Genomic DNA, 21,940 nt, shown 5'->3' on the forward strand with positions numbered 1-21,940 from the left:
TCGCGCCGGGCAATCAAAACGCCAGGTCGGGCGTACGGACAGGGGCTATAACGCGACCATCACGCCGGCCGGGGGATTCTTGACGCGCTTTTCACGCCACCCGTGTGGGCGGGGGTGGAGGCGGTCACCCGCCGGCACGCGACGTGCGATCGCCCGTCCCGGGCGGGTCGAGCGGGCCGAACGCCGAACGGACCAGGCGGTTCGCCTCCTCCTGGTCGACGTCGGTGGCGACCAGGAGATCACTGGCCGCCGTCCGCACCTGGGCGACCACCACCGCCCCGGAGAAGTCGACGCCGGCGCGGTAGGCGTGACCGGCCTCGGCGACCGCCCGCAACGCGGACTCCCGGCACCGGGTCGGCTCCGGCGTGCCCCGGGCGAATTCCTTGCGCAGCGTGCGGGCCGCGTCGGCCAGCGCGGACACCGCGTCCGGCATGGGCTCCGGCACCCGCTCGCCGTCCGCGATCAACGTGACCGCCCGCCGGATCAGCGTGCCGCTGTTGCGCATCGCCCGGTCCACCGGCTCGACCGCCTTGGCGTACCGGCCGAGCGGCCCCTCCCGGGAGGTCCAGTAGACCGGCGAGAGTGTGGCGGCCTCCCGTGCGCCCTGCGCCGCCTCGCCGAAGGAGCCCATCTCCTTCTTGTTGTCCCGCAACCGGTCCCGGGCGGCGCGCGCCGCCTCCGCGTCCCGCTCGCGCAGCGCGTCGGCGGTGCGGTCCAGCTGCTCGGCGAGCAGGTCCAGGGCGGGGCCGGCGGCCCGGTTGATGATCCGCAACGGATTGAGCGGCAGCAGCACCGCGGTCACCAGGAGGGTGGCCCCGCCACCGATGAGCGCGTCGAGCACCCGGGGCGCCTCCAGGTCCGGCACCGTCGGCGTCAGCGTGCCGATCAGCACCGCCGTCGCCCCGGCCTGGACCACCAGCGCCGGGCTGCGTCCGACGAACGCCGCCACCACCACGGCCAGCGCGACGATCAGACCGAGCTGCCAGGCGCCGACCCCGACCACGCTGATCAGCAGGTTTCCGATCAGGATGCCGACCGCCACGCCGATGATCAGTTCGACGGTGCGGCGCACCCGCTGGCCGACCGAGGCGGCGAGCGCCACCACCGCCGAGATCGGGGCGAAGACGGGTTGCGTGATGTCCAGCAGCGAGTCCGCGACCCACCAGGAGAGGCCGGCCGCGAGCCCGGCCTGGGCGGCCAGCCCGGCGCCCGCGCGTACCCGCCGGAACCGGTCGACCAGCAGCGCCGGCGCGGACCGCAGCCGGCGGAAGAGCGGCCGGTCACCGGCGGCCAGCCCACCGCTTCCCCGTGTTCCCGCACCGGCCACGGCCGCGCGTACCCGCTCCCCGGCGGAGCAATCCTGCGGCACGCCGGGCGGGCGCAGCGGGCACTCAGCGGCCGGCGTTCGCGACCAGCGCCTCGGCGACCTCGCGCACCTTGCGATTGGCGTCCTGGGACAGCTTCGACAGCAGCGCGAACGCCTCGTCCGCCGAGCAGCGCCGTTCGCCCATGATGATGCCCTTGGCCTGCTCGATCACCGCCCGGCTGCGCATCGCCTCCTGCATCTGCCGGGCCAGCGTGGCGGCGCTGTCGTAGAGGTGGGCGTTGGCCAGCGCGACGGCGGCGTACGCGGCGAAGTTCTCGGCGCTGCGGACGGCCACGCTGTCGAAGGCGTGCGGGGCCACACCGTACATGTTGAGCGCACCGGTGACCGCCTCCTGGATCGGCAGCCCGACCGACAGCGAGCTGCCGATGCCCGCCGCCCGGGCGTGTGCGGCCCACTCCGGCCAGCGCTCCTCCACGGCCAGGTCGGGCAGCGAGATGCTGGCCGCGCTGGCGGCGGCGTCCAGGCAGGGTCCCCGCTCGTTGCGGTACTGCCACTCGTCGAGTTGCCGGGCCAGGTCGCTGGTGCAGGCGGCGCTGGAGTTCCGGCCGCCCTGAGCCAGCGTCACGGTGACGTGGGCGCTGCCCGGGACGGTCTGGTTGGCCAGCTCGGCGACCCGCCGCAGGACGTCCTCCAGGCTCACTTCGTCCAGCCTGATCCGGCTCAGCTCGGCGAGCGCCTCGCCGGGGTCCGTGCTCGGGGCTGCCATGGCGATCCTTGTCGATGCGGGGACGGCTGTCACCGCCAAGCTACCCGCCGGGCCGGACGCCGGCACGGGAACCCGGGCGTGCGAAGCCGCGCGGACCGACGTAACGTCGGAGACCGGGTCAAGACATGTGCCCTCCACCCGCTCACGGCCGCATCACGGCCGGGAGCGTCGCGCGAGTTCGTCGTGTGGGAGGTGCCATGTTGGAGGATTTGCCGGTTTTCGGCCGTCATCACGTTCCCACCGCGTCCGGATCGTGGCGACCGGACGAGCCGATCATGTGGTTGAGCTGCGAGGTCCACGGGGACGTGACCACGGTCTCGGTCGCCGGCGAGGTCGACCTCAGCAACGCGCACCTGCTGGCCGAACTGCTGGAGAACGTCGCCGGGGTGCGGGCCCCGCTGGTGGTGGTCCATCTCGCGGAGGTCACCTTCTTCGGCGCGCACGGCACCGAGGCGCTGGTGCGGGCCCGGCGGCTGCTGACCGAGCGGGGCGGAAAACTGGTGCTCCACCGCCCCTCCCGGGCGGTGCGCCGCGTGCTCGACGTCACCGGCACGCTTCCCGGCTTCGAGATCGTCACCCGTCTCCCGCCGGACGGGGTCGACCAGCGGCCGGCACGTCCGGTCGCCCCCGACCGAGCGGGGGTCGTAGAGTTGTCCGGTAGCTGACGTCCCGAGCGGGGCGTCACGAACGAGCGTCAAGAAGCGGCGCCGGCCCCGATCCTTCCCGGATCGGGACAGCGGTCCGTTGTCGCGGGCCGTCCCGCCACCAGCCGTCCCCCGGGTTCGGGGTCGACGGCGTCGCTTCCCACAAGGACGTCACAGCTCATGCCGCAGGCCCACCCCGACCTCGCCGCAGCCTTGATCAGACTCGGGCGGATCAAGTACGACGAGGTCGACGTCGACGTGGTGTTGTCGATCATCGCCCAGGTCGCCAAGGATGCGATCCCGGGCACGGCCGAGGTCTCGGTCACGCTGGTCCAGGGCGCGACGGCGTACACCGCCGCGCACACCGGCGAGCTGGCCCTGACCCTGGACGAGTGGCAGTACGAGCAGGGCCGGGGCCCCTGCCTGGACGCCGCGACCACCGGCGCCGCGATGCTGGTGCCGGACATGGCGGCGGAGAGCCGGTGGCCGGAGTGGGCGGTCCGGGCCCACCGGGCGGGCGCCGCGAGTTCCCTCTCGATCGGCCTGCCCATCCAGGAGGCCATGGTCGGGGCGCTCAACATCTACGGCGCGGCCCCGCGGGTCTTCGACGAGCAGGTCGACCTCGCGCAGACGCTCGCCGGGTACGCCGCCATCGCGCTGGCCAACGTCCACCTCTACGAGAGCACCGCCACGCTGGCGCAGCAGATGCAGGAGGCGATGCAGAGCCGGGCCGTGATCGAGCAGGCCAAGGGCATCATCATGGGTCAGCGCCGGTGCTCGGCCGAGGAGGCGTTCGCCATCCTGGCCCGGGTGTCGCAGGACTCCAACCGGAAGCTGCGGGAGGTCGCCGAGTCACTCGTCGACCGGGCGGTGCACGGCGGTCGCGACTGAGCGGCGGTCGCCGGTCAGCGCGGCATCGCGCGCCAGCCGGAGCCGCTCGCCCGCCACGCCCCGGCGAGGATGCTCGCCGAGCCCCGGCTCGGGCACTGCTGGATCTTGGACCGGCCGGCGGCGCCGCCGATCTGCGCCTGCACCTGCCACTGGCTCCCGTCGGTGCGGATGTAGACGTCGCGCCGACCACGCGGGTTGCTGACGCCGTTCCACCAGTGTTCCTCCACCACCATGACGTGACCGTACCGCAGCCGGTATGGTCCGGCCCACACCAGATCCGCGGGCCGGACCTCGCCGGGGTCAGCCGTCCAGCCGTCGGACCATGTTCATGATGGTCTCGACCTGGGCACCGCCCTTGATCGGGTAGTTCGTGGCGCCGAGGTATCCCCACCAGTCCCAGCAGCCGTTCGGGTTGACCGGGGTGGCGGTCGCCTGCGGGTAGAGCACGATCAGCCGGTTGGTGTCGGCGTACTGGTTGAGGTTGGCCCGGTCGACGAACGCGGTGCCGACCTTGGCGTACCCCTGGGCGCAGCCGTGCAGGGCCACCAGCAGTCGGCAGGTGGTGCCGGCGGCGCAGGAGCTGGGCACGTACGCGAAGCCGTTGCCGTCCATGCTCAGGCCGTTGGCCCAGCCGTTGACCGCGAAGCTGTCCTGGCCGAAGCGGATCAGGGTGCCGCCGAGCGGGCCGGTGTTCGGCGCGGCGACCGAGCCGAGCAGCTTGCCGAGGAAGGCGCCCTGCGGGTCGGTGCCGCAGTCGGCGAGGTACGGCGAGGCGGTGGCGGTACAGCCGACCGTGCCGTAGGGCGTGACCCAGGAGTGCCCGGCGGCGCTGCCGGAGTCGTAGCGGACGCTGACGCCGAAGTCCTGGTAGTACCGGACCAGGTCGTCGGTGACCGATTTCTTCACGGTGGCGTCGTTGTTGCCGTGGTAGACGTACACCGGCTGACCGGAGAGGTTGCCGGTGCCGTCGATCCAGCCGTACCCGGCCCAGGCGCGGGTGTACGTCTCCAGGTTGCCCAGGTACGTCGGGTAGATGTTGTCGCCGCAGCCGTAGAGCGCCTGCGGGATGGTGTTCTGCGCGCAGTAGTAGGGCCCGGCCGCGAAGATCGCCGCGCCCCGGACGCGGGCCGAGTAGGCGACCTGGAGCTGGGTGGCCATGTAGCCGCCGGAGGAGACCCCGGCGACGTAGACGGCCGAGACCGGGTACGAGCGCAGCGAACCGGCGACCGGCGTCTTGGTCCAGGGGGTGCTCGCGGCCCGGGCGGCGACGCCGCCGGGCAGGACGAGCAGGAGTGCGGCGGCGAGGGTGGTGACGGCCTTCCACGGTGTCTTCATGGTGTTCTCCCGTCGGAGTGCCGGTGGGACGACCGGCGTGCCGGCACCGTAGCGTGACATTGACCACAGCAGATATCCGCACCGTCGACACCTCGCCCGAGGCGGCGGTGTGGGCCGACCACCCCGAAAACTCCTGGATCGTCGCCGTCGCGCGGGCTAGCGTCCCGGACGACGTCACTTCGAGACCGTGAAGAGGGTGTTTTGGTGCCCGTGCCGACCGCGCCGAACCGGATCGACCCGCCCGCAACCCTCTTCCGCACTCGGAGCGACCACCATGGACCTGCCACGTAGCTTCACCATCCGCGAGGGTGACCTTCGCGTCCTCAACCCGATCGACGAGGCCAAGCTGGCCACGCTGGGCCGGGTGATCGGCCTCGTGCCCGATGCCGAGCTGCTCGACCTGTGCAGCGGCAAGGGCGAGCTGCTCTGCACCTGGGCCCGGGACCACGGGATCACCGGCACCGGGGTCGACGTCAGCACCGTCTTCACCACCGCCGCCCGGGACCGCGCCGCCGAGCTGGGCGTCGCCGACCGGGTCCGGTTCGTGCACGGCGACGCCGCCGCGTACGTTCCGGAGCATCCGGTCGACGTGGCCTGCTGCGTCGGCGCCACCTGGATCGGCGGCGGCGTCCCCGGCACCCTGGAGCTGCTCGACCGCGCGCTGCGGCCGGGCGGCATGGCGCTGGTCGGCGAGCCGTACTGGCGGATCGACCCGCCCGACGAGGAGACGGTGGCCGGGTCGCACGCCCGGTCCCGGGACGAGTTCCGCGACCTGCCCGGCCTGGTCGCGCTCTTCGGCGCGTGCGGCTGGGACCTGGTCGAGATGGTCCTCGCCGACCAGGACAGCTGGGACCGGTACGCCGCCGCGCACTGGCTGAACCTGCGCCGCTGGCTGGACGCCAACCCGGACGACGAACTGGCCGCGGAGCTGCGGCGGGAACTCACCGAGGACCCGCTGCGGTACGTCCGGTTCCAACGCGAACATCTGGGTTGGGGAGTTTTCGCGCTGCTTCGTCGCTGACGCCGCCCGACGCCCGGTCGACGCGCCGACGCGCGTCGGCCGGGCTTAGCGGATCGCTACGGAGGGTAAAGCCAGATCATGGGACAGTTGCGCACCTCGCCGCCGCCGCCGCAGGCCACCGAGCTGGAGCGGTGGGTGCTCGACACCCCCGAGCAACTGCGCGACGTCCGCGCCTCGCTGCGCGACGCGCTGAACCGGCACGGACTGGTGCAGGGCGAGGACCTGGACGAGGTGCCGCACATGGTGCTGCTCGTCGTCACCGAGCTGGCCAGCAACGCCCTCCGGCACGGCCGACCGCCCACCATCGTCACGCTGCGCGCCACCGACGACTGCTTCCTGCTCGAGGTGGCCGACCACGACGTCAGCTCGGTGCCGGAGCTGTCCGACATCCATCCGCTGGACTCGGGTGGGCGAGGGCTGTTCCTGGCCCAGTCGATCTCGCTCGACGTCGGCTGGTACGCCACCGCCACCACCAAGAACATCTGGGCGTCGTTCTCCCGGTGAGGTGGCCACGGCCGGTCGACGGGACGGCGCGGTGGGTGGGCCCGCCGGCGCCCGACGCCGAGCCGCCGACGGACCCGCCGGACTAGAAGCCCGCCACCGGGTGCGGGACGTACGGCGCCTCCAGCGCCGCCACCTCCTCGTCGGTCAGCTCCAGGTCCAGCGCGGCCACCGCGTCGGTCAGGTGGTGCGGCTTGGTGGCGCCCACGATCGGCGCGGTCACCGCCGGGTTGCGGGCCACCCAGGCCAGCGCCACCTGCGCCCGCGGCACACCCCGCTGCTCGGCCACCCGGGCCACCGCGTCGATCACCGCCCGGTCGTGCTCCTCGGTACGCGCGTAGAGCGTGCGACCGAACTCGTCGGTCTCCGCCCGCGCGGTCCGCTCCTGCGGGTCCCGGGTCAACAGCCCCCGGGCCAGCGGGCTCCACGGGATCACCGCGACGCCCTGGTCGAGGCAGAGCGGCAGCATCTCCCGCTCCTCCTCCCGGTAGAGCAGGTTGTAGTGGTTCTGCATCGAGACGAACCGGGTCCAGCCGTGCCGCTCGGCGAGCCAGAGCGCCTTGGCGAACTGCCACGCGTACATCGACGAGGCGCCGAGGTAGCGGACCTTGCCGGCCCGGACCAGGTCGTGCAGGGCCTCCAGCGTCTCCTCGATCGGCGTGCCCGGGTCGAGGCGGTGGATCTGGTAGAGGTCCACGTAGTCGGTGCCGAGCCGGCGCAGGCTCGCGTCGATCTCGCTCATGATGTGCTTGCGGGACAACCCGCCCCGGTTCGGACCCGGCCCCATCCGGCCGTGCACCTTGGTCGCGATCACCACGTCGTCGCGGCGGGCGAAGTCCTTCAGCGCCCGGCCGACAATCTCCTCGCTGGTGCCGTCGGAGTAGACGTTCGCGGTGTCGAAGAAGGTGACGCCCAGCTCCAGCGCCTGCTGGATGAAGGGGCGGGCGGCGTCCTCCGGCAGCGACCACGGGTGGCCGCCCCGGCTCGGCTCGCCGTAGCTCATGCAGCCCAGGCAGAGCCGGGACACCTCCAGGCCGGTGGACCCGAACTTGACGTAATCCATGGCGTCCATCCCATCACCGACGGGCGGCGACCGCAGTCCGCGTGGGTCAGTGGTCCTCGGCCGGGATCGGGTCGTCGTACTGGCCGGACGGGCCGACCAGGGCCTCCCCGCCCACCAGCGGCCAGGCGTTGGGTGCGCAGCCGTGCAGCCCGAGCGTCTGCTGCACCATCACCGGCGCCGGACCGCCGGCGGCGGGGCAGCGCTCGTGACCCCGGCCCAGCCGATGGCCCACCTCGTGGTTGAGCAGGTACTGCCGGTAGAGGTCGAGGTCGGCCACGTGCGGCACCCCGTACACCCAGCGGGCCACGTTGATCACGACCCGGTCGCCGTTGCGGCAGGAGGTGTAGCGGTCGGTGGGGTCGCCGCAGAGCCCACCCCGGGTCAGCGGTGTGGTGAGCAGCACGGTGAAGTCGGCCGGCCCGTCCCGGCCCACCCGCTGCAACCGCCACCGGCCGTCCCCGGTCCAGCCGCGCGGGTCGGCCAGCGTCGCGGCGACCTCCCGGGCGAAGCGTTCCACGTCCACGTTGCGGATGCCGTCCTCGACCGCGACCCGGTAGCGCAGCAGCTCACCGGAGCGACCGGCCACCGCGCCGGTGGTGTCGGCGGTCCGGAAGCCGCCGCCGCCCCGCAGCGGGTAGGTGATGCGGGGCGGCACCCGACCGGCCGCCGGGACCGGCGACGCCGGGGCAGCCGTCGCCGTCGGGCGCGGGCCGGGCACCTGCGCCGGCACGGTCCGCTCCACGCCGGCCGAGGCCAGCAGGTCCGGGTGCCGGCGCAGGGTGTATCCGCCGCCGGCCGCGAGACCGGCCGCGACGAGGGCCGCCACCAGGAGCGGGACGCCGGCCCGGGACCGCCGTCGCCGTCGGTGCAGACCCCGGTCGTACCCGCCCACGTCGATCTCCGTCCGTCGCGCCGCCCCCGCTCCGGGCAGGAGTACGGATGCCAGGGCCCGACGGTTGAACCCGCGGGCCGGGTACCGTCGGTGGTGGGGTGAGCGACCTGCCGCCTGTCGGAGTCAGGGGGAGCCACCCGTGTCATCAGCCGAGCAGCTGCTCGACGACGCCCTCGCGGCGGCGCGCGGCACCGACGTACGCGCCGCCGAGCGGGCCCTCGACCGGCTGGTGGTGGGCGCCGGCGCGGACGTCGACGCGGCCCTGCTGGCCCGACTCACCCGGGCCGTCGGCCGACTCTGGCCGCGCGGCTGGCAACCGGTCGACCTGGACCGCCTCGCCGTACGCCGGTTGACCCCGCGCGGCGCCCGGCTGCTGCGCGACGGCGTGGCCGCCCAGCGGCGGACGCTCCCCGGCCCCGTCCCGGCCTGGTTCGACGAGCAGGTCACCGACCTCGGCGCCCGCTGGGACACGGACGCGGGCTGGCTGGACCGCCGCGCCGACGGCGACCGGATCACCGCCCTGCGCGATGCCGTCGACGCGCTCGTCCTGGTCGAGGGGCTGCCGCCGATCGCGTCGCTGCGCCCGCCGCCCGGCTCGGCCGCCGTCTCCCGCGCCGCCGTCCCGGCCACCGGTTCCCGGATGCTCGACCGGGTACGCGCGCTGCTGGCCAAGGCCGAGTCGACCGGTTACCCGGCGGAGGCGGAGGCGTTCACCGCCAAGGCGCAGGAGCTGATGGCCCGGCACAGCATCGACGCGGCGTTGCTCGACGCCGCGGCCGACCGGCCGGACCGCCCGGGCGGGGTACGCATCGGCACCGACGCCCCGTACGCGGCGGCGAAGGCGCTGCTGATCCAGGAGGTGGCGGCGGCGAACCGGTGCGAGTCGGTGTGGTCCGACGACCTGGGCTTCGCCACCGTGCTCGGCTTCCCGGCCGACCTGGCGGCGGTGGAGCTGCTGCACACCTCGCTACTGGTGCAGGCCACCGCCGCGATGCTGCGCGGGCGGGCGGAACGCGGCCGGGCCGGTGGGCGGCGCACCAAGGTCTACGACGAGTCGTTCCTCAACGCGTTCGCGCTGCGGATCGGCGAGCGGTTGCGGGCGGCCAGCACGGCGGCGGCCGAGGAGCGCGACGACGACCGTCTGCTGCCGGTGCTCGCGGCCCGCTCGGACGCCGTCCGGGAGCGCCTGGACCAGCTCTTCCCCGGCACCACCCGGCACCGGCTCCAGGTCCGCGACGCGGACGGCTGGACCTCCGGCACCAGCGCCGCCGACCGCGCCTCCCTCGACCCGACTGCCCCCGCGCGCCGGCCGCTTCGCGGGGCCCGCTGACTTTCTCGGCGATGATGTCGGATCGGGCGGCCCGGCTCCGACCCGTCTGCGAGGCGCCACCGACGGTGGCCCCGATCCGAGGAGTGAGACGTGAAGTACATGCTGCTGATCTGGAACCGGCCCGGCTTCGTGGAGGAGCTGTCCGAGGCGGAGCGCACCGCGATCTTCGGCGAGGTCGACGAGATCATGAAGGAGCTGACCGAGTCCGGTGAGCTGGTCGGCGGGGAGGCGCTGGCCCATCCGTCGCAAGCCCGGACGGTGCGGCCGGCGGCCGGCGGCACCGAGATCACCGACGGGCCGTTCGTGGAGAGCAAGGAGCAGTTCGCCGGCTACCTGACGGTGGACTGCGACACCCCGGAGCGGGCCGCCGAGATCGCCGCCCGCTGGCCGGACGTGCGGCACGGCTTCGGCGTGCTGGAGGTGCGCGCGGTGATGGAGCAGGCCGGGACGGAGATGTGACCGACCGGGCGGTCGAGGATCTGCTGCGCACGCTGGCGCCGCAGGTCCTCGGCGTGCTCGTGCGCCGGCACGGCCAGTTCTACGCCTGCGAGGACGCGGTCCAGGAGGCGCTGCTCGCCGCCGCCACCCAGTGGCCGGCGCAGGGCGTCCCGGACCATCCCCGGTCCTGGCTGGTCACGGTGGCCACCCGCCGGCTCACCGACGAGTGGCGCAGCGAGCACGCCCGCCGGGAGCGCGAGGTCGCGGTGGCGGTCCGGCAACCGGCGTACGCCGCCGTCGCGCCGGCCGCCGACGAGGAGCCGCCGAGCGGCGACGACACGCTGCGGCTGCTGCTCCTCTGCTGCCACCCGGCACTGCCGGTGAATGCCCAGGTGGCGCTCACGCTGCGCGCGGTGGGCGGCCTGAGCACCGCCGAGATCGCGCGGGCGTACCTGGTGCCGGAGGCCACCATGAGTCAGCGGATCCGCCGCGCCAAGCAGCGGATCGAGGCGAGCGGGGCGCGCTTCACGCTGCCCTCGCCGGCCGACCGGGACGAGCGGCTGGGCGCGGTGCTGCGCGTGCTCTACCTGATCTTCAACGAGGGCTACACCGCGTCCAGCGGCGACGCGCTGCACCGGGTCGAGCTGACCGGGGAGGCGATCCGGCTGGCCCGGGAGCTGCACCGGCTGCTCCCGACCGACGGCGAGGTGGCCGGGCTGCTGGCCCTGATGTTGCTCACCGACGCGCACCGGGCGGCGCGCACCGCCCCGGACGGGGAGCTGGTACCGCTGTCCGAGCAGGATCGCACCCGGTGGGACCGGGCCGGGATCGACGAGGGCATCGCGCTGGTGACCGAGGCGTTGACCTGGTCGGCGCCGGGCCCGTACCAGGTGCAGGCGGCCATCGCGGCGGTGCACGCGGAGGCGCCCACCGCCGCCACCACGGACTGGCCGCAGATCGTGGCGCTCTACCGGGTGCTGGCCCGGATCGCCCCGAACCCGATGGTCACGCTGAACCAGGCGGTCGCGGTGGCGATGGTGGACGGGCCCCGCGCCGGCCTCGCACTGCTCGCGCCGCTGGACGCCGACGACCGCACGGCCGGCCACCACCGGCTCGCCGCCGTCCGCGCGCACCTGTTCGAGCTGGCCGGCGACCGCGTCGCCGCCCGGGCCGCCTACCTGGCCGCCGCGCGGGCCACCACCAGCCTGCCCGAGCGCCGCTACCTGGAGGTACGCGCCGCCCGCCTGGCCGCCGACCGATGAGTTCCGGCGTCCCGGGAGGTCCACCCGTCATGGGAGAGGTCTTCAGTCAACTGTCGATGTCGTTGGACGGCTATGTGGCGGCCCCGGGGCAGAGCCTGCAGGACCCGCTCGGGCGTGGCGGCCTGCGGCTGCACGAGTGGCTCTTCGCCACCGAGAGCTGGCGCGCGGAGCACGGCCTGAACGGCGGCGAGCGCGACGTCGACGCCGAGTTGGTCGAGGAGATGATCGAGGGCGTCGGCGCGTACGTGATGGGCCGGCGCATGTTCGGCGGCGGCGAGGGCCGGTGGGACCTCGGGTGGACCGGATGGTGGGGGGACGACCCACCGTTCCGGGTCCCGGTCTTCGTGCTGACCCACCACCGGAGGGAACCGCTGCCGATGGCGGGCGGTACGGAGTTCCACTTCGTCACCGACGGGATCGAGGCGGCGCTGGAGCGGGCCCGGGCGGCGGCCGGTGACCGGTCCGTCTGCGTGGCGGGAGGCGGCGGCACGGTACGCGGCTACCTGGCGGCGGGCCTGCTCGACTCGCTCTGGCTGCACGTGGTGCCGATCGTGCTGGGCGGCGGCACGCCGTTGTTCGACGGGCCGCTGGACGTCGCCCTGGAGCAGGATCGGGTGGTCGCCGCACCCACCGTCACGCACATCCGCTACCGGGTGCGCCGCTGACCCGGACGCACGCCGGGCCGGCCCGAAGGCCGGCCCGGTGGGGTGTGCGAGTCGTACGTCAGCTCTTGAAGGCGTCCTTGATCTTCTCGCCGGCCTGCTTGAGCTTGGCGCCGGCCTGGTCGTTGCGGCCCTCGGCCTCGAGGCGCTCGTTGTCGGTCGCCCGGCCGACGCCCTCCTTGACCTTGCCCGCGGTGTCCTGGGACGCGTTGTCGATCTTGTCGTCGAGACCCATGGTGAACCTCCACTCAGCAGTTGCGTGACGACAACTGGTTACCCCGCCGGCCGCCGGCCCAATCACCTGTCACCCGATCGGGCGGAACCGCCGCAGACGCAGGCTGTTCGCCACCACGAACACCGACGAGAAGGCCATCGCCGCGCCGGCGAGCATCGGGTTGAGCAGCCCGGCTGCGGCCAGCGGCAGCGCCGCCACGTTGTAGGCGAACGCCCAGAACAGGTTGCCCTTGATGATCGCCAGGGTGCGGCGGGAGAGCCGGATGGCGTCCGCCGCGGCCCGCAGGTCGCCCCGGACCAGAGTCAGGTCGGCGGCCTCGATGGCCACGTCGGTGCCGGTGCCCATGGCCAGCCCGAGGTCGGCCCGGGCCAGCGCGGCGGCGTCGTTGACCCCGTCGCCGACCATGGCGACCACCCGGCCCTCGCCCTGGAGCCGCTCGACCACGGCCACCTTGTCGGCGGGCAGCACCTCCGCGATCACCTCGTCGATGCCCACCTCGGCGGCCACCGCGTTCGCCACGGTGGCGTTGTCGCCGGTGAGCAGCACCGGGGTGAGCCCCAGGTCGCGCAGCCGGTCGACCGCCGCCCGGCTGGTCGGCTTCACCGCGTCGGCCACCGCGAGCACCCCCCGGGCCCGGCCGTCCCAGCCGGCCAGGACCGCCGTGCGGCCGGCGGCCTCCGCGCCGGTCGCCGCCCGCGCGACCTCCTCGGGTACGTCGAGACCACGCTCCCCCAGCAGCCGTGCCCGACCGACCACCACGCCGCGGCCGTCGACCGTGCCGGTCACGCCGAGCCCTTCGGCGTTGGCGAAGTCGGTGACCGCCGGCAGCGGCCCGGCGTCGACCGCCGCCTCGGCCACCGCCCGGGCGATCGGATGCTCGGAGGCCGCCTCCAGCGCGCCGGCCAGCCGGAGCAGTTCCCCGGCGTCCTCGCCGTCGGCGGGCAGCACCTCGGCCAGCGCCATCCGCCCGGTGGTGACGGTGCCGGTCTTGTCCAGCACCACGGTGTCGACCTGTCGGGTGGACTCCAGCACCTCCGGCCCCTTGATCAGCACGCCGAGCTGCGCGCCGCGCCCGGTGCCGACCAGCAGCGCGGTCGGGGTGGCCAGGCCGAGCGCGCAGGGGCAGGCGATGATGAGCACGGCCACGGCGGCGGTGAACGCGGCGGTCGGACCGGCGCCGGTGCCGAGCCACCAGCCCAGCGTGCCGGCGGCCAGGGCGATCACGATCGGCACGAAGACCCCGGAGATCCGGTCGGCCAGCCGCTGCACGGCCGCCTTGCCGGTCTGTGCCTGCTCCACCAGCCGGGCCATCTGGGCGAGCTGGGTGTCCCCGCCGATCCGGGTGGCGCGGACCACCAGCCGACCACCGGCGTTGACGGTCGCGCCCACCACGGCGTCGCCCGGCCCGACCTCGACCGGCACGGATTCGCCGGTGAGCATGCTGGCGTCGACCGCGGAGGTGCCCTCCTCGACCACCCCGTCGGTGGCGATCTTCTCCCCGGGCCGGACCACGAACCGGTCGGAGACCGCGAGCTGGTCGACCGGGACCCGGGTCTCCTGCCCGCCGCGCAGCACCGCCACGTCCTTCGCGCCCAGTTCGAGCAGGGCACGCAGGGCGGAGCCGGCGGTGCGCTTGGCACGGGCCTCGAAGTAACGCCCGGCCAGGATGAAGACGGTCACCCCGGCGGCGGCCTCCAGGTAGATGTTGCCGGCGCCGTCGCCCCGGGTGATGTCGAACCGGAACGGGTGCGTCATCCCGGGCATGCCGGCGTCGCCGAGGAAGAGCGCCCAGAGCGACCAGCCGAACGCGGCCAGCGTGCCGAGCGAGACCAGGGTGTCCATGGTCGCCGCGCCGTGGCGCAGGTTGACCAGCGCGGCCCGGTGGAACGGCAGCCCGCCCCACACCACCACCGGAGCGGCCAGCGTGAGCGAGGCCCACTGCCAGTGGTCGAACTGCCAGGCCGGCACCATGGCCAGCACGATCACCGGCAGGGTCAGCACCGCCGAGACCCACAACCGGGTACGCGCCCCGCGCAGCTCGTCCACCGGCTCGGCGCTCATGGTCGCGTCGGCCCGGGCGGGCGGCGGTGGCACCGCGGCCGTGTAGCCGGTCTTCTCCACGGTGGCGATCAGGTCGTCCGGCGTGACCTCGTCGGCGTACCGGACGGTGGCCTTCTCGGTGGCGTAGTTCACCGTGGCCTCGACGCCGTCCATCCGGTTGAGCTTCTTCTCGATCCGGGCGGCGCACGACGCGCAGGTCATGCCGCCGATCGCGAGTTCGATCAGGTTCGGCGCGGTCGGGAGCGTCTTTCCCGTGGTGGTCATCGCGGCACCTCCCCGGTCAACTGTGCCCGTGCCCCGGGGTGCCGTGTCCGGCGTCCGGGGTCGGTGCGGTGGTGGTCGCCGGCCCGGTGGGCGCCGGCGGGGCCTGGTCGCCGGCCACGACGGTGAACTCGGCGGTGTGCACCGCGTCGCCGTGCCGGAAGTCCAGGTAGAGACGGTACGCGCCGGCCGACGGCACCTCCGCCGCGAACGTGACCGCCGGCCCGGCCGGCGTGCGCCCGTCGCCGGGCGTGCCCTCCGGGTGCACGTGCAGGTAGGCCAGGTCACCCTGGCGCAGCGCCACCAGGTGGCCGTACGCCCCGAGGTAGGGCTGGAGGTCGGTGACCGGCCGGCCGTCCCGGCTGACCGAGAGCGTGAGCCGGCTGGTGCGGCCGGGCTCCGGCGCGCCGGTGAGCGTGACGGTGTAGCCGTCGACCGTGGTGCTGGTGGCCGGTGGCGGCAACGGTCGCGCGGCCAGCGTGCCGGGGACGGTGACGTCGACGCCGAGCGTCAACGGCTCGCCGCCGGTCGGGGTGAAGTCGGCGAACGCCCGCCACACGCCCGGCCCGGCGAGCGGTGAGGCGACCCGCCAGGTGCCGTCGTCGGCCAGCTCCGGGTGCACGTGCCGGAAGCCGGAGAGGTCGCGGCGGGCGACGATCAGGTGCATGCGCTTGTCGTGGGCCACGTCGTAGCGGGTGACCGGCCGGCCGTCCGGCCCGGTGATCCGGAACGCGAACTGCCCCTCGGGCGCGGCCGTCGGCTGGAACGTGTAGCCGCGCTCGGAGACGAGCAGCCCGCCGGGCAGGCGGGCGGCCGCCTCCCCGGCGTGACCCTGGTCGCCGTGGCCGGCGTCGGTGTCGTCGTGGCGGGTGTCGGCGGCCGGGGCGTCGGGACCGGCCACGTGACCGATCCCGTACGCCGCGCCGAACACCGCCACGAGGCCGAGGGCGAAGCCGCTCAGCTTCGTCGCCGTGTTCATGGTGTCTCCTCGTGTCGTCGGGTCCGTGAACCCGTCACGCCCCGACGAGGTCGTAACCGGCCTCGTCCACGGCGGCGCGTACGGCGTCCGCGTCCAGCGGGCTCCGGCTGGTGACGGTGACCCGGCCGGTGGCCAGGTCGATCTGGACGTCGGTGACGTCCGGCAGCGCGCTCAGCTCGGTGCTCACCGCGGTGACGCAGTGCCCGCAGGTCATGCCCCGCACCTGGTAGGTGGTCTCCATCGCGTCCCTCCGATCTCATACCCCCCTGGGGTACTCATCGCACGTTAGCATACCCCCGAGGGGTACGCTATCCTCGATCTCATGACCACGCCGCCCACCCCGACCCGGGGCTACACCGCCAGCAAGGACCAGCTCCTCGCCCGGCTCCGCCGCATCGAGGGTCAGGTCCGGGGGATCGAGAAGATGGTCGAGGACGACCGCTACTGCATCGACGTGCTGACCCAGATCTCGGCCATCCAGGCCGCGCTGGACAAGGTCGGCCTGGGCCTGCTGGACGGGCACGCCCGGCACTGCATGCACGAGGGGGCCGCCGAGGGCCGGGCCGACGAGATGGCGTCCGAGATGATGGCCGCCGTCGGCCGCCTGATGAAGCGCGGCTGACCGGGACCTCCGTCCCCCGGGACGGGCCGCCCGACCCGGTCCGGCGACCGGCCGGGAGACGTACCGTCGAGGTGGCCGGGCCCGGCGACCGCGCCGACCCGGAGCCGACGGACGGAGGGCGGCCGGATGATGTGGTCGGGCCCGATGATGGGCTGGATGTGGATCTGGTCTTTGCTGGTGCTGGCGGTGCTGGCGGGGCTCGTCTGGTTCGTGGTGCGGATGCCCGGTCCGGACCGCGCGCCGCCCGGCACGGCCCGGCGCATTCTCGACGAGCGGTACGCCCGCGGCGAGATCGACGAGGACGACTACCGACGGCGACGCGCCGGCCTGGCCTGACCCGGCGTCCACCGGCGGCGCGGGCCGGCCTGGCTACCATGGCCGGGCGACGACCCGGGCGTGATCCCCACGCGTCCGCGCCGGCCCCGGTGACCCGACCGGTCCGGTGACCCGGTTCCGCCGCGACCGTTGGGAGAGACGCCGTGGGCGCCGATCACACCCGTCCCGCAGCCGCCGCGCCGCCGGGCGTACGCCGGCTCCTGATCGCCACCGTGGTGCCGCTCTTCGTGCTCACCGTGATCGCGGCGCTGGTGCTCTGGCCCCAGGCGGACCGCGACCCGGTGGACGGCGGCGCGGACGTGCCGCGCTACCACGGCACGGTGACCCGGGTGGTGACCGAGCCCTGCCCGCCGACGCCCGAGTCGCCCGAGGGCGACACCGGCGGCCCCTGCGGCACCGTGACCGTCGCCGCCGAGCAGGGGCCGGACGCGGGCCGGCAGGTCGAGACGCCGGTCCCCACCGGACCCGGCGCGCCCCGGGTCGCGGTCGGCGACGAGGTGGTCCTGGTCGAGCTGGTCGACCCGGGCGACCCGTCGGTGAAGACCTACAACATCGCCGAGCACCAGCGCGGTACGCCGCTGATCTGGCTGGTGGCCCTCTTCGCTGCCGCGATCGTGGCGTTCGGCCGCTGGCGCGGGCTGGCCGCGCTCGGCGGACTGGTGGCCAGCTTCGCCATCCTGCTCGGCTTCGTGCTCCCCGGCATCGGCGCCGGGCAGTCGCCGCTGCTGGTGGCGATCGTCGGCGCCGCACTGATCATGTTCGTGGTGCTCTACCTGACCCACGGGATCACCGCGCAGACGTCGGTGGCGGTGCTGGGCACGCTCGGCAGCCTGGTGATCACCGGAGTGCTGGGCACGCTGGCCACCGCCGCCACCCACCTGACCGGCTTCGGCAGCGAGGACGCCACCACGCTGTCGATGTTCCAGGGTGACGTGGACCTGCACGGACTGTTGCTGGCCGGCATCATCATCGGTTCGCTCGGCGTGCTGGACGACGTCACCGTCACCCAGGCGGCCACCGTCACCGAGCTGGCGCACGCCAACCCGGGGCTGTCCCGACGGCAGCTCTACCGGGCGGCCACCCGGGTGGGTCGGGCGCACATCGCGTCCACCGTCAACACCATCGTGCTGGCCTACGCGGGCGCCTCGCTGCCGCTGCTGCTCCTGCTGGTCGCCGACTCCCGCCCGGTGGGTCAGCTGCTCACCAGCGAGTTCCTCGCCCAGGAGATCGTCCGTAGCGCGGTGGCCACGCTCGGCCTGATCGCCGCCGTACCGCTGACCACCGCGCTGGCCGCGGTCGTGACCACCGCCGGTCGCGCCGGGCGGGCCGCCGGACCCGCGACGCCCCGGCCGCCGTCGCCCCGGGAGGACGCGTGGGAGGCGCTCGGCGAGGGCCGGTCCGGCGGGGGCAGGAGCACGGAGGCCGCATGGTGACACTCCGCAGCGTAACGGCCGATTCCAAACGCGATGCTGGTCACGCTGGGCGGTGGCGAATTCTCGCGATTGGTCGGCTTCCGGACGTAGATCCCCGGGAGTGGTCTCGGGTAACCTCGCTGCCGGTCACCGCCGAAGGCGCGCACCGGCGCCTGCGGTGCCGCCGCCCAATCGCCTCCGGGCGAGCCGGGGAACCAGGTACATGGGGTGAATCCGCGCCAGCGGAAGGGGCCGCTTCCGTCCCGAACCCGTCAGCTAACCCGGTCGGCGGTCGACGGAAGGGAACACTGTGACGGCACCCCTGCGCCGCTGGCTGACACCCGTGGTGGCCGTGCTCGCCGCTCTCGCCGTGCTGGCCGGGCCGACGCCGGCCTCGGCGGCCCCCGGCACCGCCGCCCCGAACCCCTCGGGCCACTCGGAGGACGACGACCCACCGCTGATCAGCGAGGCCGTCACCGCCGCCAACCGCGCCTACCTCCAGGCCAAGTCGAAGTTGGACACGTCGCGCAAGCGGCAGCTCCAGCTCGCGCTGGAGGTGAAGGCGGCGCAGAGCCAGCTCGACGCGCTCAGCCCGCAGGTGAGCGAGATCGCGGCACAGTCCTACCGGACCGGTCGCGTCGGCGCCATGGCGATGCTGCTGGAGAGCGACTCCCCCGACTCGTTCGTCCAGCGGGCCAGCGCGCTCGACGAGCTGAACCTGTTCAACGCGCAGCGCCTCGCCGCCATCAACGAGGTGAAGGGCCGCGCCGAGCGGGCCAAGATCGCGCTCGACGCCGAGGTGCGGGAGCAGGAGAAGCAGGCGAACGCGATGGCCCGCGAGAAGGTCGAGGCGCAGAAGGCGCTGAAGCTGGTCGGCGGGCTGGACTTCACCGGTGGCCTGGTCTCGGCCACCTCGCCGGTTGCCAAGATCGGCCCCGGCCGCACCGCCGACGGCGGGTGGAAGTCCGAGTCGTGCAGCGAGAACGACCCGACCACCTCGGGCTGCGTCACGCCGCGCACGCTGCACGCGTACAAGGAGGTCAAGCGCGCCGGCTTCAACCGCTTCGTGGGCTGCTACCGCCCCGGCGGGCCGTGGGAGCACCCCAAGGGCAAGGCGTGCGACTGGTCGTTGCAGAACAGCGGCTTCGCACCGTGGCACAACAACGACACCCGCCGGTACGGCAACGAGGTGGCCGCCTTCCTCATCCGCAACGCCGACCGGCTGGGCATCTACTACGTGATCTGGAACCGGCAGATCTGGTTCCCGGCGACCGGCTGGAGTTCCTACAGCGGGCCCTCCAACCACACCGACCACGTGCACATGTCGCTGCTCTGACGCGCGCGTACGACAAGGGGCCGCCCGTGGGCGGCCCCTTTCGCGTATCGGTTCCCGGTCAGCCGGCGAGCGCCGCGTCCGCCGACGCGGCCGGTGCCGGCAGCGGGGCCGGGGACTGCGCCACCGTCCGGACCTCGCCGCCACTGAGCCGGTACGACATGCCGACCACCGCGCAGGCCCCGCCGGCCACCTTCGCGGCGAGCACCGAGGAGCGGGCCAGCAGTGCCTCCACCGTCTGGGCGATGTGCACGTCGATGATGCCGTCGAGGTCCTCGACGCCCTGGCGGCCGGCCCGGAGCAGGCTGGGTGAGACGGCGTCCACCACCGCGCCCAGGTGTCCGGCCGGGGCGGAGCCGGTGCGGACCGCCTCGCGGGCCGCCTGGACCGCGCCGCACGAGTCGTGGCCGAGCACCACCACGAGCGGCGTGCCGAGCACGGTGACCGCGTACTCCACGCTGCCCAGCACCTCCGGGCCGGCGGTGTGGCCGGCGGTGCGCACCACGAAGAGGTCACCGAGGCCGCGGTCGAAGATGATCTCGGCGGCGAGTCGCGAGTCGGAGCACCCGACGATCACCGCGAACGGGTGCTGACCGTCGGCGACCGCCGCCCGGTGCCCGGCGTCCTGGTTCGGGTGCTGCGGCACACCGGTGACGAACCGGTGGTTACCGGCACGCAGTTCGGCGAGTGCCTCGTCGGGGGTGGTCGGGATCATGCTGCTCACCTCGTCCTCGCGCGGAGCCGTCAGGCCGGCCGGCGGCGGTGTCGGCCCCGCGACCCACCGTCACACGCGACCCATGGCACGTCAAGATTTCGTGATACGCATTTCATACGTCACCGTCGCGGACCGCGCCGGGTCGGGGCGCCGACGGAAGGAGTCCTACGATGACCACCATGGCGACCACACCGGCCGAGGACGGGAGCCGCAAGAACTGGACCTTCCTCACCAATCACGGGCACGTCCTGCTGGCCATCGCGCGCAACCCCACAGCGCGCCTGCGGGACGTGGCCGACGAGGTGGGTGTCACCGAGCGGGCGGCCCAGGCCATCGTCGCCGATCTGGAGGCCGGTGGTTACCTCCGCCGCACCCGGGTGGGCCGGCGCAACGAATACACGGTCAACCCGAACGGGCGCTTCCGGCACCCGGCGGAGGCCGACCAGCAGGTGGGTGCGCTGCTCGACCTGTTCGGCGCCGAGCCGACCGGCGACACCGCCGACCGCTGACCGTCCGCGCGCGACCGCCCGTTCCCACGCGCCCGCGGCCGCGACGGTAATCTCACCGCGTGCGCGACAGCTTGCGGCCGAACGGGACGACGGGGCGCGTCCGTGCCGGACACCGGATCAGGTCCGTCCTGTCCGGAGCGGCGGTGGCCGCCCTGGTCGGTGGCGCGCTGGCGGTGCCGACGCCGGCGGTCGGGGCCCCCGCGTGCGGGCCCACCGGCGGCCCGGCCCCCACCGAGATGCCCTGGGCGTTGAGCCGGCTCGACCCGGCGGCCGCCTGGCGGGTCGGCAAGGGGCAGGGCGTCACGGTCGCGGTGGTCGACTCCGGCGTCTCACCGAGCCACCCGTTGCTGCGCGGCCGGGTGCTGCCCGGCGAGGACTTCAACCAGTTGGTCCACCTGCGCGGGCAGTGCGACCTGGTCGGTCACGGCACCATGGTGGCGGGCATCATCGCCGGCCGGGAGGGCACCGGCTCGCCGTACACGGGCGTCGCGCCCGAGGCCCGCATCCTGCCGCTGCGCGTGCTGGCCGAGAACAAGGAGAACTTCGACCCGGACGTGCCGGGCGAGATCGGCCGGGCGATCCGCTGGGCGGTCGACCACGACGCCGACGTGGTCAATCTGTCCCTGGTCACGCTCGACGACCCGGCCCTCCGGTCGGCCGTGGACTACGCCCTGGGCAAGGGCGTGATCGTGGTGGCCTCCGCCGGCAACCGGCAGGAGAACCGGGAGGACCGGCCGGCCTATCCCGCGGCGTACCCGGGGGTCATCGCCGTGGCCGGCATCGACGAGCAGGGCGGCCACGTGGGCAGCTCGGTCAGCGCGGACTATGTGGACATCGCCGGCCCGGGCCTGAACATCGTCGGCCCCGCCCCGCAGGGTGCGGGCTACCGCGCCGAGCCGCAGGGCGGGACGAGCTTCGCCACCGCGTACGTCTCGGGGGTGGCCGCGCTGGTGCGGGCCGCGCACCCCGAGATCAGCCCCGAGGAGGTGGCCTACCGGTTGACCCGCACGGCGGACAACCCGCCCGACGGGCACAACGCCGAGGTGGGCTACGGGATGGTCAATCCCTACCGGGCGGTGACGAACCTGCTGGGCACCCGCGACGACCCCCCGCTGGGCGCGATGCCGCCGCCGGCGCCGGCCGCCGACCCACTGGCCTGGCAGCGCACGGTAGCGATCTGGGTCGCCGTCGTCGGCGGGCTGCTGGCCGGCGTCCTGCTCACGCTGCGCCCGATCCTGGTACGCGGGCGACGACGCGGCTGGCGCCCCGGCCGTCGCGACCTCCCCCGCGGCGCCTGACCCGGCCCCGTCACCTCCCGGAGCGCTCCGCCTCCCCGCCGCACGGG

The 21,940-nt window shown here is 74.2% G+C and carries 25 protein-coding genes and 1 riboswitch; of the genes, 14 read left to right on the top strand and 11 right to left on the bottom strand.

Going from position 1 to position 21,940, the window contains the following annotated elements; all coding sequences use genetic code 11:
- Window positions 1–124: 124 nt before the first annotated feature.
- Together GA0070622_RS30480 and GA0070622_RS30485 are read right to left on the bottom strand one after the other, a co-directional pair.
- A complete protein-coding gene (locus GA0070622_RS30480; RefSeq protein ID WP_218012371.1) occupies window positions 125–1,294 on the bottom strand; it encodes an FUSC family protein in 1,170 nt (389 codons plus the stop codon).
- 97 nt (window positions 1,295–1,391) lie between these two features.
- Window positions 1,392–2,093, bottom strand: coding sequence for an ANTAR domain-containing protein (locus GA0070622_RS30485; RefSeq protein WP_091583022.1), 702 nt, complete (start codon window positions 2,091–2,093; stop codon window positions 1,392–1,394).
- 275 nt (window positions 2,094–2,368) lie between these two features.
- Between GA0070622_RS30485 and GA0070622_RS30490 the strand changes: the two genes are divergently transcribed.
- Window positions 2,369–2,758, top strand: coding sequence for an STAS domain-containing protein (locus GA0070622_RS30490; protein WP_255292513.1), 390 nt, complete (start codon window positions 2,369–2,371; stop codon window positions 2,756–2,758).
- 159 nt (window positions 2,759–2,917) lie between these two features.
- Entirely contained in the window at window positions 2,918–3,628 is a 711-nt protein-coding gene (locus GA0070622_RS30495; RefSeq protein ID WP_091583030.1) for a GAF and ANTAR domain-containing protein, read from the top strand.
- Window positions 3,629–3,642: 14 nt separating this feature from the next.
- Here GA0070622_RS30495 and GA0070622_RS30500 read toward each other — a convergent pair whose 3' ends face one another.
- Together GA0070622_RS30500 and GA0070622_RS30505 are read right to left on the bottom strand one after the other, a co-directional pair.
- Window positions 3,643–3,861: a hypothetical protein gene (locus GA0070622_RS30500; protein WP_091584256.1), complete on the bottom strand. Its 219-nt coding sequence runs from the start codon at window positions 3,859–3,861 to the stop codon at window positions 3,643–3,645.
- A 67-nt stretch (window positions 3,862–3,928) separates the two neighbouring features.
- On the bottom strand, window positions 3,929–4,963 hold the full coding sequence (locus GA0070622_RS30505; RefSeq protein WP_091584258.1) for an extracellular catalytic domain type 2 short-chain-length polyhydroxyalkanoate depolymerase: 1,035 nt from the start codon (window positions 4,961–4,963) through the stop codon (window positions 3,929–3,931).
- Between the two features lie 274 nt (window positions 4,964–5,237).
- Between GA0070622_RS30505 and GA0070622_RS30510 the strand changes: the two genes are divergently transcribed.
- Window positions 5,238–5,984: an SAM-dependent methyltransferase gene (locus GA0070622_RS30510; RefSeq protein ID WP_091583034.1), complete on the top strand. Its 747-nt coding sequence runs from the start codon at window positions 5,238–5,240 to the stop codon at window positions 5,982–5,984.
- A 78-nt stretch (window positions 5,985–6,062) separates the two neighbouring features.
- Entirely contained in the window at window positions 6,063–6,488 is a 426-nt protein-coding gene (locus GA0070622_RS30515) for an ATP-binding protein (protein WP_091583038.1), read from the top strand.
- Between the two features lie 82 nt (window positions 6,489–6,570).
- Here the strand turns inward: GA0070622_RS30515 and GA0070622_RS30520 are convergent, their stop codons facing one another.
- Complete coding sequence (locus tag GA0070622_RS30520; protein ID WP_091584263.1) at window positions 6,571–7,548, bottom strand: aldo/keto reductase; 978 nt, start codon at window positions 7,546–7,548, stop codon at window positions 6,571–6,573.
- Between the two features lie 46 nt (window positions 7,549–7,594).
- On the bottom strand, window positions 7,595–8,440 hold the full coding sequence (locus tag GA0070622_RS30525; RefSeq protein WP_091583043.1) for a DUF3152 domain-containing protein: 846 nt from the start codon (window positions 8,438–8,440) through the stop codon (window positions 7,595–7,597).
- A 139-nt stretch (window positions 8,441–8,579) separates the two neighbouring features.
- Here GA0070622_RS30525 and GA0070622_RS30530 point away from each other — a divergent pair, with 139 nt between their 5' ends.
- The 4 genes from GA0070622_RS30530 (at window position 8,580) to GA0070622_RS30545 (ending at window position 12,135) form a co-directional block, all read left to right on the top strand.
- On the top strand, window positions 8,580–9,770 hold the full coding sequence (locus GA0070622_RS30530) for a DUF2786 domain-containing protein (RefSeq protein ID WP_091583047.1): 1,191 nt from the start codon (window positions 8,580–8,582) through the stop codon (window positions 9,768–9,770).
- A gap of 99 nt (window positions 9,771–9,869) precedes the next feature.
- Window positions 9,870–10,229 carry a YciI family protein gene (locus GA0070622_RS30535; RefSeq protein WP_245667010.1) on the top strand — a complete coding sequence of 120 codons (360 nt, stop codon included), beginning with the start codon at window positions 9,870–9,872 and terminating at the stop codon, window positions 10,227–10,229.
- Window positions 10,226–11,470 carry an RNA polymerase sigma factor gene (locus tag GA0070622_RS30540; protein ID WP_091583056.1) on the top strand — a complete coding sequence of 415 codons (1,245 nt, stop codon included), beginning with the start codon at window positions 10,226–10,228 and terminating at the stop codon, window positions 11,468–11,470. The genes GA0070622_RS30535 and GA0070622_RS30540 overlap by 4 nt, the downstream gene beginning before the upstream one ends.
- A 29-nt stretch (window positions 11,471–11,499) precedes the next feature.
- A complete protein-coding gene (locus tag GA0070622_RS30545; protein ID WP_091583060.1) occupies window positions 11,500–12,135 on the top strand; it encodes a dihydrofolate reductase family protein in 636 nt (211 codons plus the stop codon).
- A gap of 58 nt (window positions 12,136–12,193) precedes the next feature.
- Here GA0070622_RS30545 and GA0070622_RS30550 read toward each other — a convergent pair whose 3' ends face one another.
- The 4 genes from GA0070622_RS30550 to GA0070622_RS30565 form a co-directional block, all read right to left on the bottom strand.
- Entirely contained in the window at window positions 12,194–12,367 is a 174-nt protein-coding gene (locus tag GA0070622_RS30550) for a CsbD family protein (protein WP_013283784.1), read from the bottom strand.
- Window positions 12,368–12,436: 69 nt separating this feature from the next.
- Window positions 12,437–14,692, bottom strand: coding sequence for a heavy metal translocating P-type ATPase (locus GA0070622_RS30555; RefSeq protein WP_091583063.1), 2,256 nt, complete (start codon window positions 14,690–14,692; stop codon window positions 12,437–12,439).
- Between the two features lie 16 nt (window positions 14,693–14,708).
- Window positions 14,709–15,668 carry a hypothetical protein gene (locus GA0070622_RS30560; RefSeq protein ID WP_091583067.1) on the bottom strand — a complete coding sequence of 320 codons (960 nt, stop codon included), beginning with the start codon at window positions 15,666–15,668 and terminating at the stop codon, window positions 14,709–14,711.
- A 34-nt stretch (window positions 15,669–15,702) separates the two neighbouring features.
- Complete coding sequence (locus GA0070622_RS30565) at window positions 15,703–15,909, bottom strand: heavy-metal-associated domain-containing protein (protein ID WP_091583071.1); 207 nt, start codon at window positions 15,907–15,909, stop codon at window positions 15,703–15,705.
- An 81-nt stretch (window positions 15,910–15,990) separates the two neighbouring features.
- Between GA0070622_RS30565 and GA0070622_RS30570 the strand changes: the two genes are divergently transcribed.
- The 4 genes from GA0070622_RS30570 (at window position 15,991) to GA0070622_RS30585 (ending at window position 19,374) form a co-directional block, all read left to right on the top strand.
- Window positions 15,991–16,290 carry a metal-sensitive transcriptional regulator gene (locus GA0070622_RS30570; protein ID WP_091583077.1) on the top strand — a complete coding sequence of 100 codons (300 nt, stop codon included), beginning with the start codon at window positions 15,991–15,993 and terminating at the stop codon, window positions 16,288–16,290.
- A 156-nt stretch (window positions 16,291–16,446) separates the two neighbouring features.
- Window positions 16,447–16,626 (top strand): SHOCT domain-containing protein, encoded by a 180-nt coding sequence (locus GA0070622_RS30575; protein ID WP_245666918.1) that lies wholly within the window; start codon window positions 16,447–16,449, stop codon window positions 16,624–16,626.
- A gap of 143 nt (window positions 16,627–16,769) precedes the next feature.
- Window positions 16,770–18,059 (top strand): YibE/F family protein, encoded by a 1,290-nt coding sequence (locus GA0070622_RS30580; RefSeq protein WP_091583084.1) that lies wholly within the window; start codon window positions 16,770–16,772, stop codon window positions 18,057–18,059.
- Between the two features lie 154 nt (window positions 18,060–18,213).
- A riboswitch (cyclic di-AMP (ydaO/yuaA leader) is annotated at window positions 18,214–18,344 on the top strand.
- A 4-nt stretch (window positions 18,345–18,348) separates the two neighbouring features.
- Window positions 18,349–19,374: a coiled-coil domain-containing protein gene (locus GA0070622_RS30585; RefSeq protein WP_091583088.1), complete on the top strand. Its 1,026-nt coding sequence runs from the start codon at window positions 18,349–18,351 to the stop codon at window positions 19,372–19,374.
- A gap of 58 nt (window positions 19,375–19,432) precedes the next feature.
- On the opposite strand, the gene GA0070622_RS30590 is transcribed toward GA0070622_RS30585, so the two are convergent.
- Window positions 19,433–20,086 carry a carbonic anhydrase gene (locus GA0070622_RS30590; RefSeq protein ID WP_091583092.1) on the bottom strand — a complete coding sequence of 218 codons (654 nt, stop codon included), beginning with the start codon at window positions 20,084–20,086 and terminating at the stop codon, window positions 19,433–19,435.
- Window positions 20,087–20,256: 170 nt separating this feature from the next.
- Between GA0070622_RS30590 and GA0070622_RS30595 the strand changes: the two genes are divergently transcribed.
- Window positions 20,257–20,595, top strand: coding sequence for a helix-turn-helix transcriptional regulator (locus GA0070622_RS30595; RefSeq protein WP_091583095.1), 339 nt, complete (start codon window positions 20,257–20,259; stop codon window positions 20,593–20,595).
- Window positions 20,596–20,738: 143 nt separating this feature from the next.
- Window positions 20,739–21,893 (top strand): type VII secretion-associated serine protease mycosin, encoded by a 1,155-nt coding sequence (mycP, locus tag GA0070622_RS30600; RefSeq protein WP_091583098.1) that lies wholly within the window; start codon window positions 20,739–20,741, stop codon window positions 21,891–21,893.
- Window positions 21,894–21,940: the final 47 nt, after the last annotated feature.

The organism is Micromonospora sediminicola (assembly GCF_900089585.1).
Taxonomy (GTDB): domain Bacteria; phylum Actinomycetota; class Actinomycetes; order Mycobacteriales; family Micromonosporaceae; genus Micromonospora; species Micromonospora sediminicola.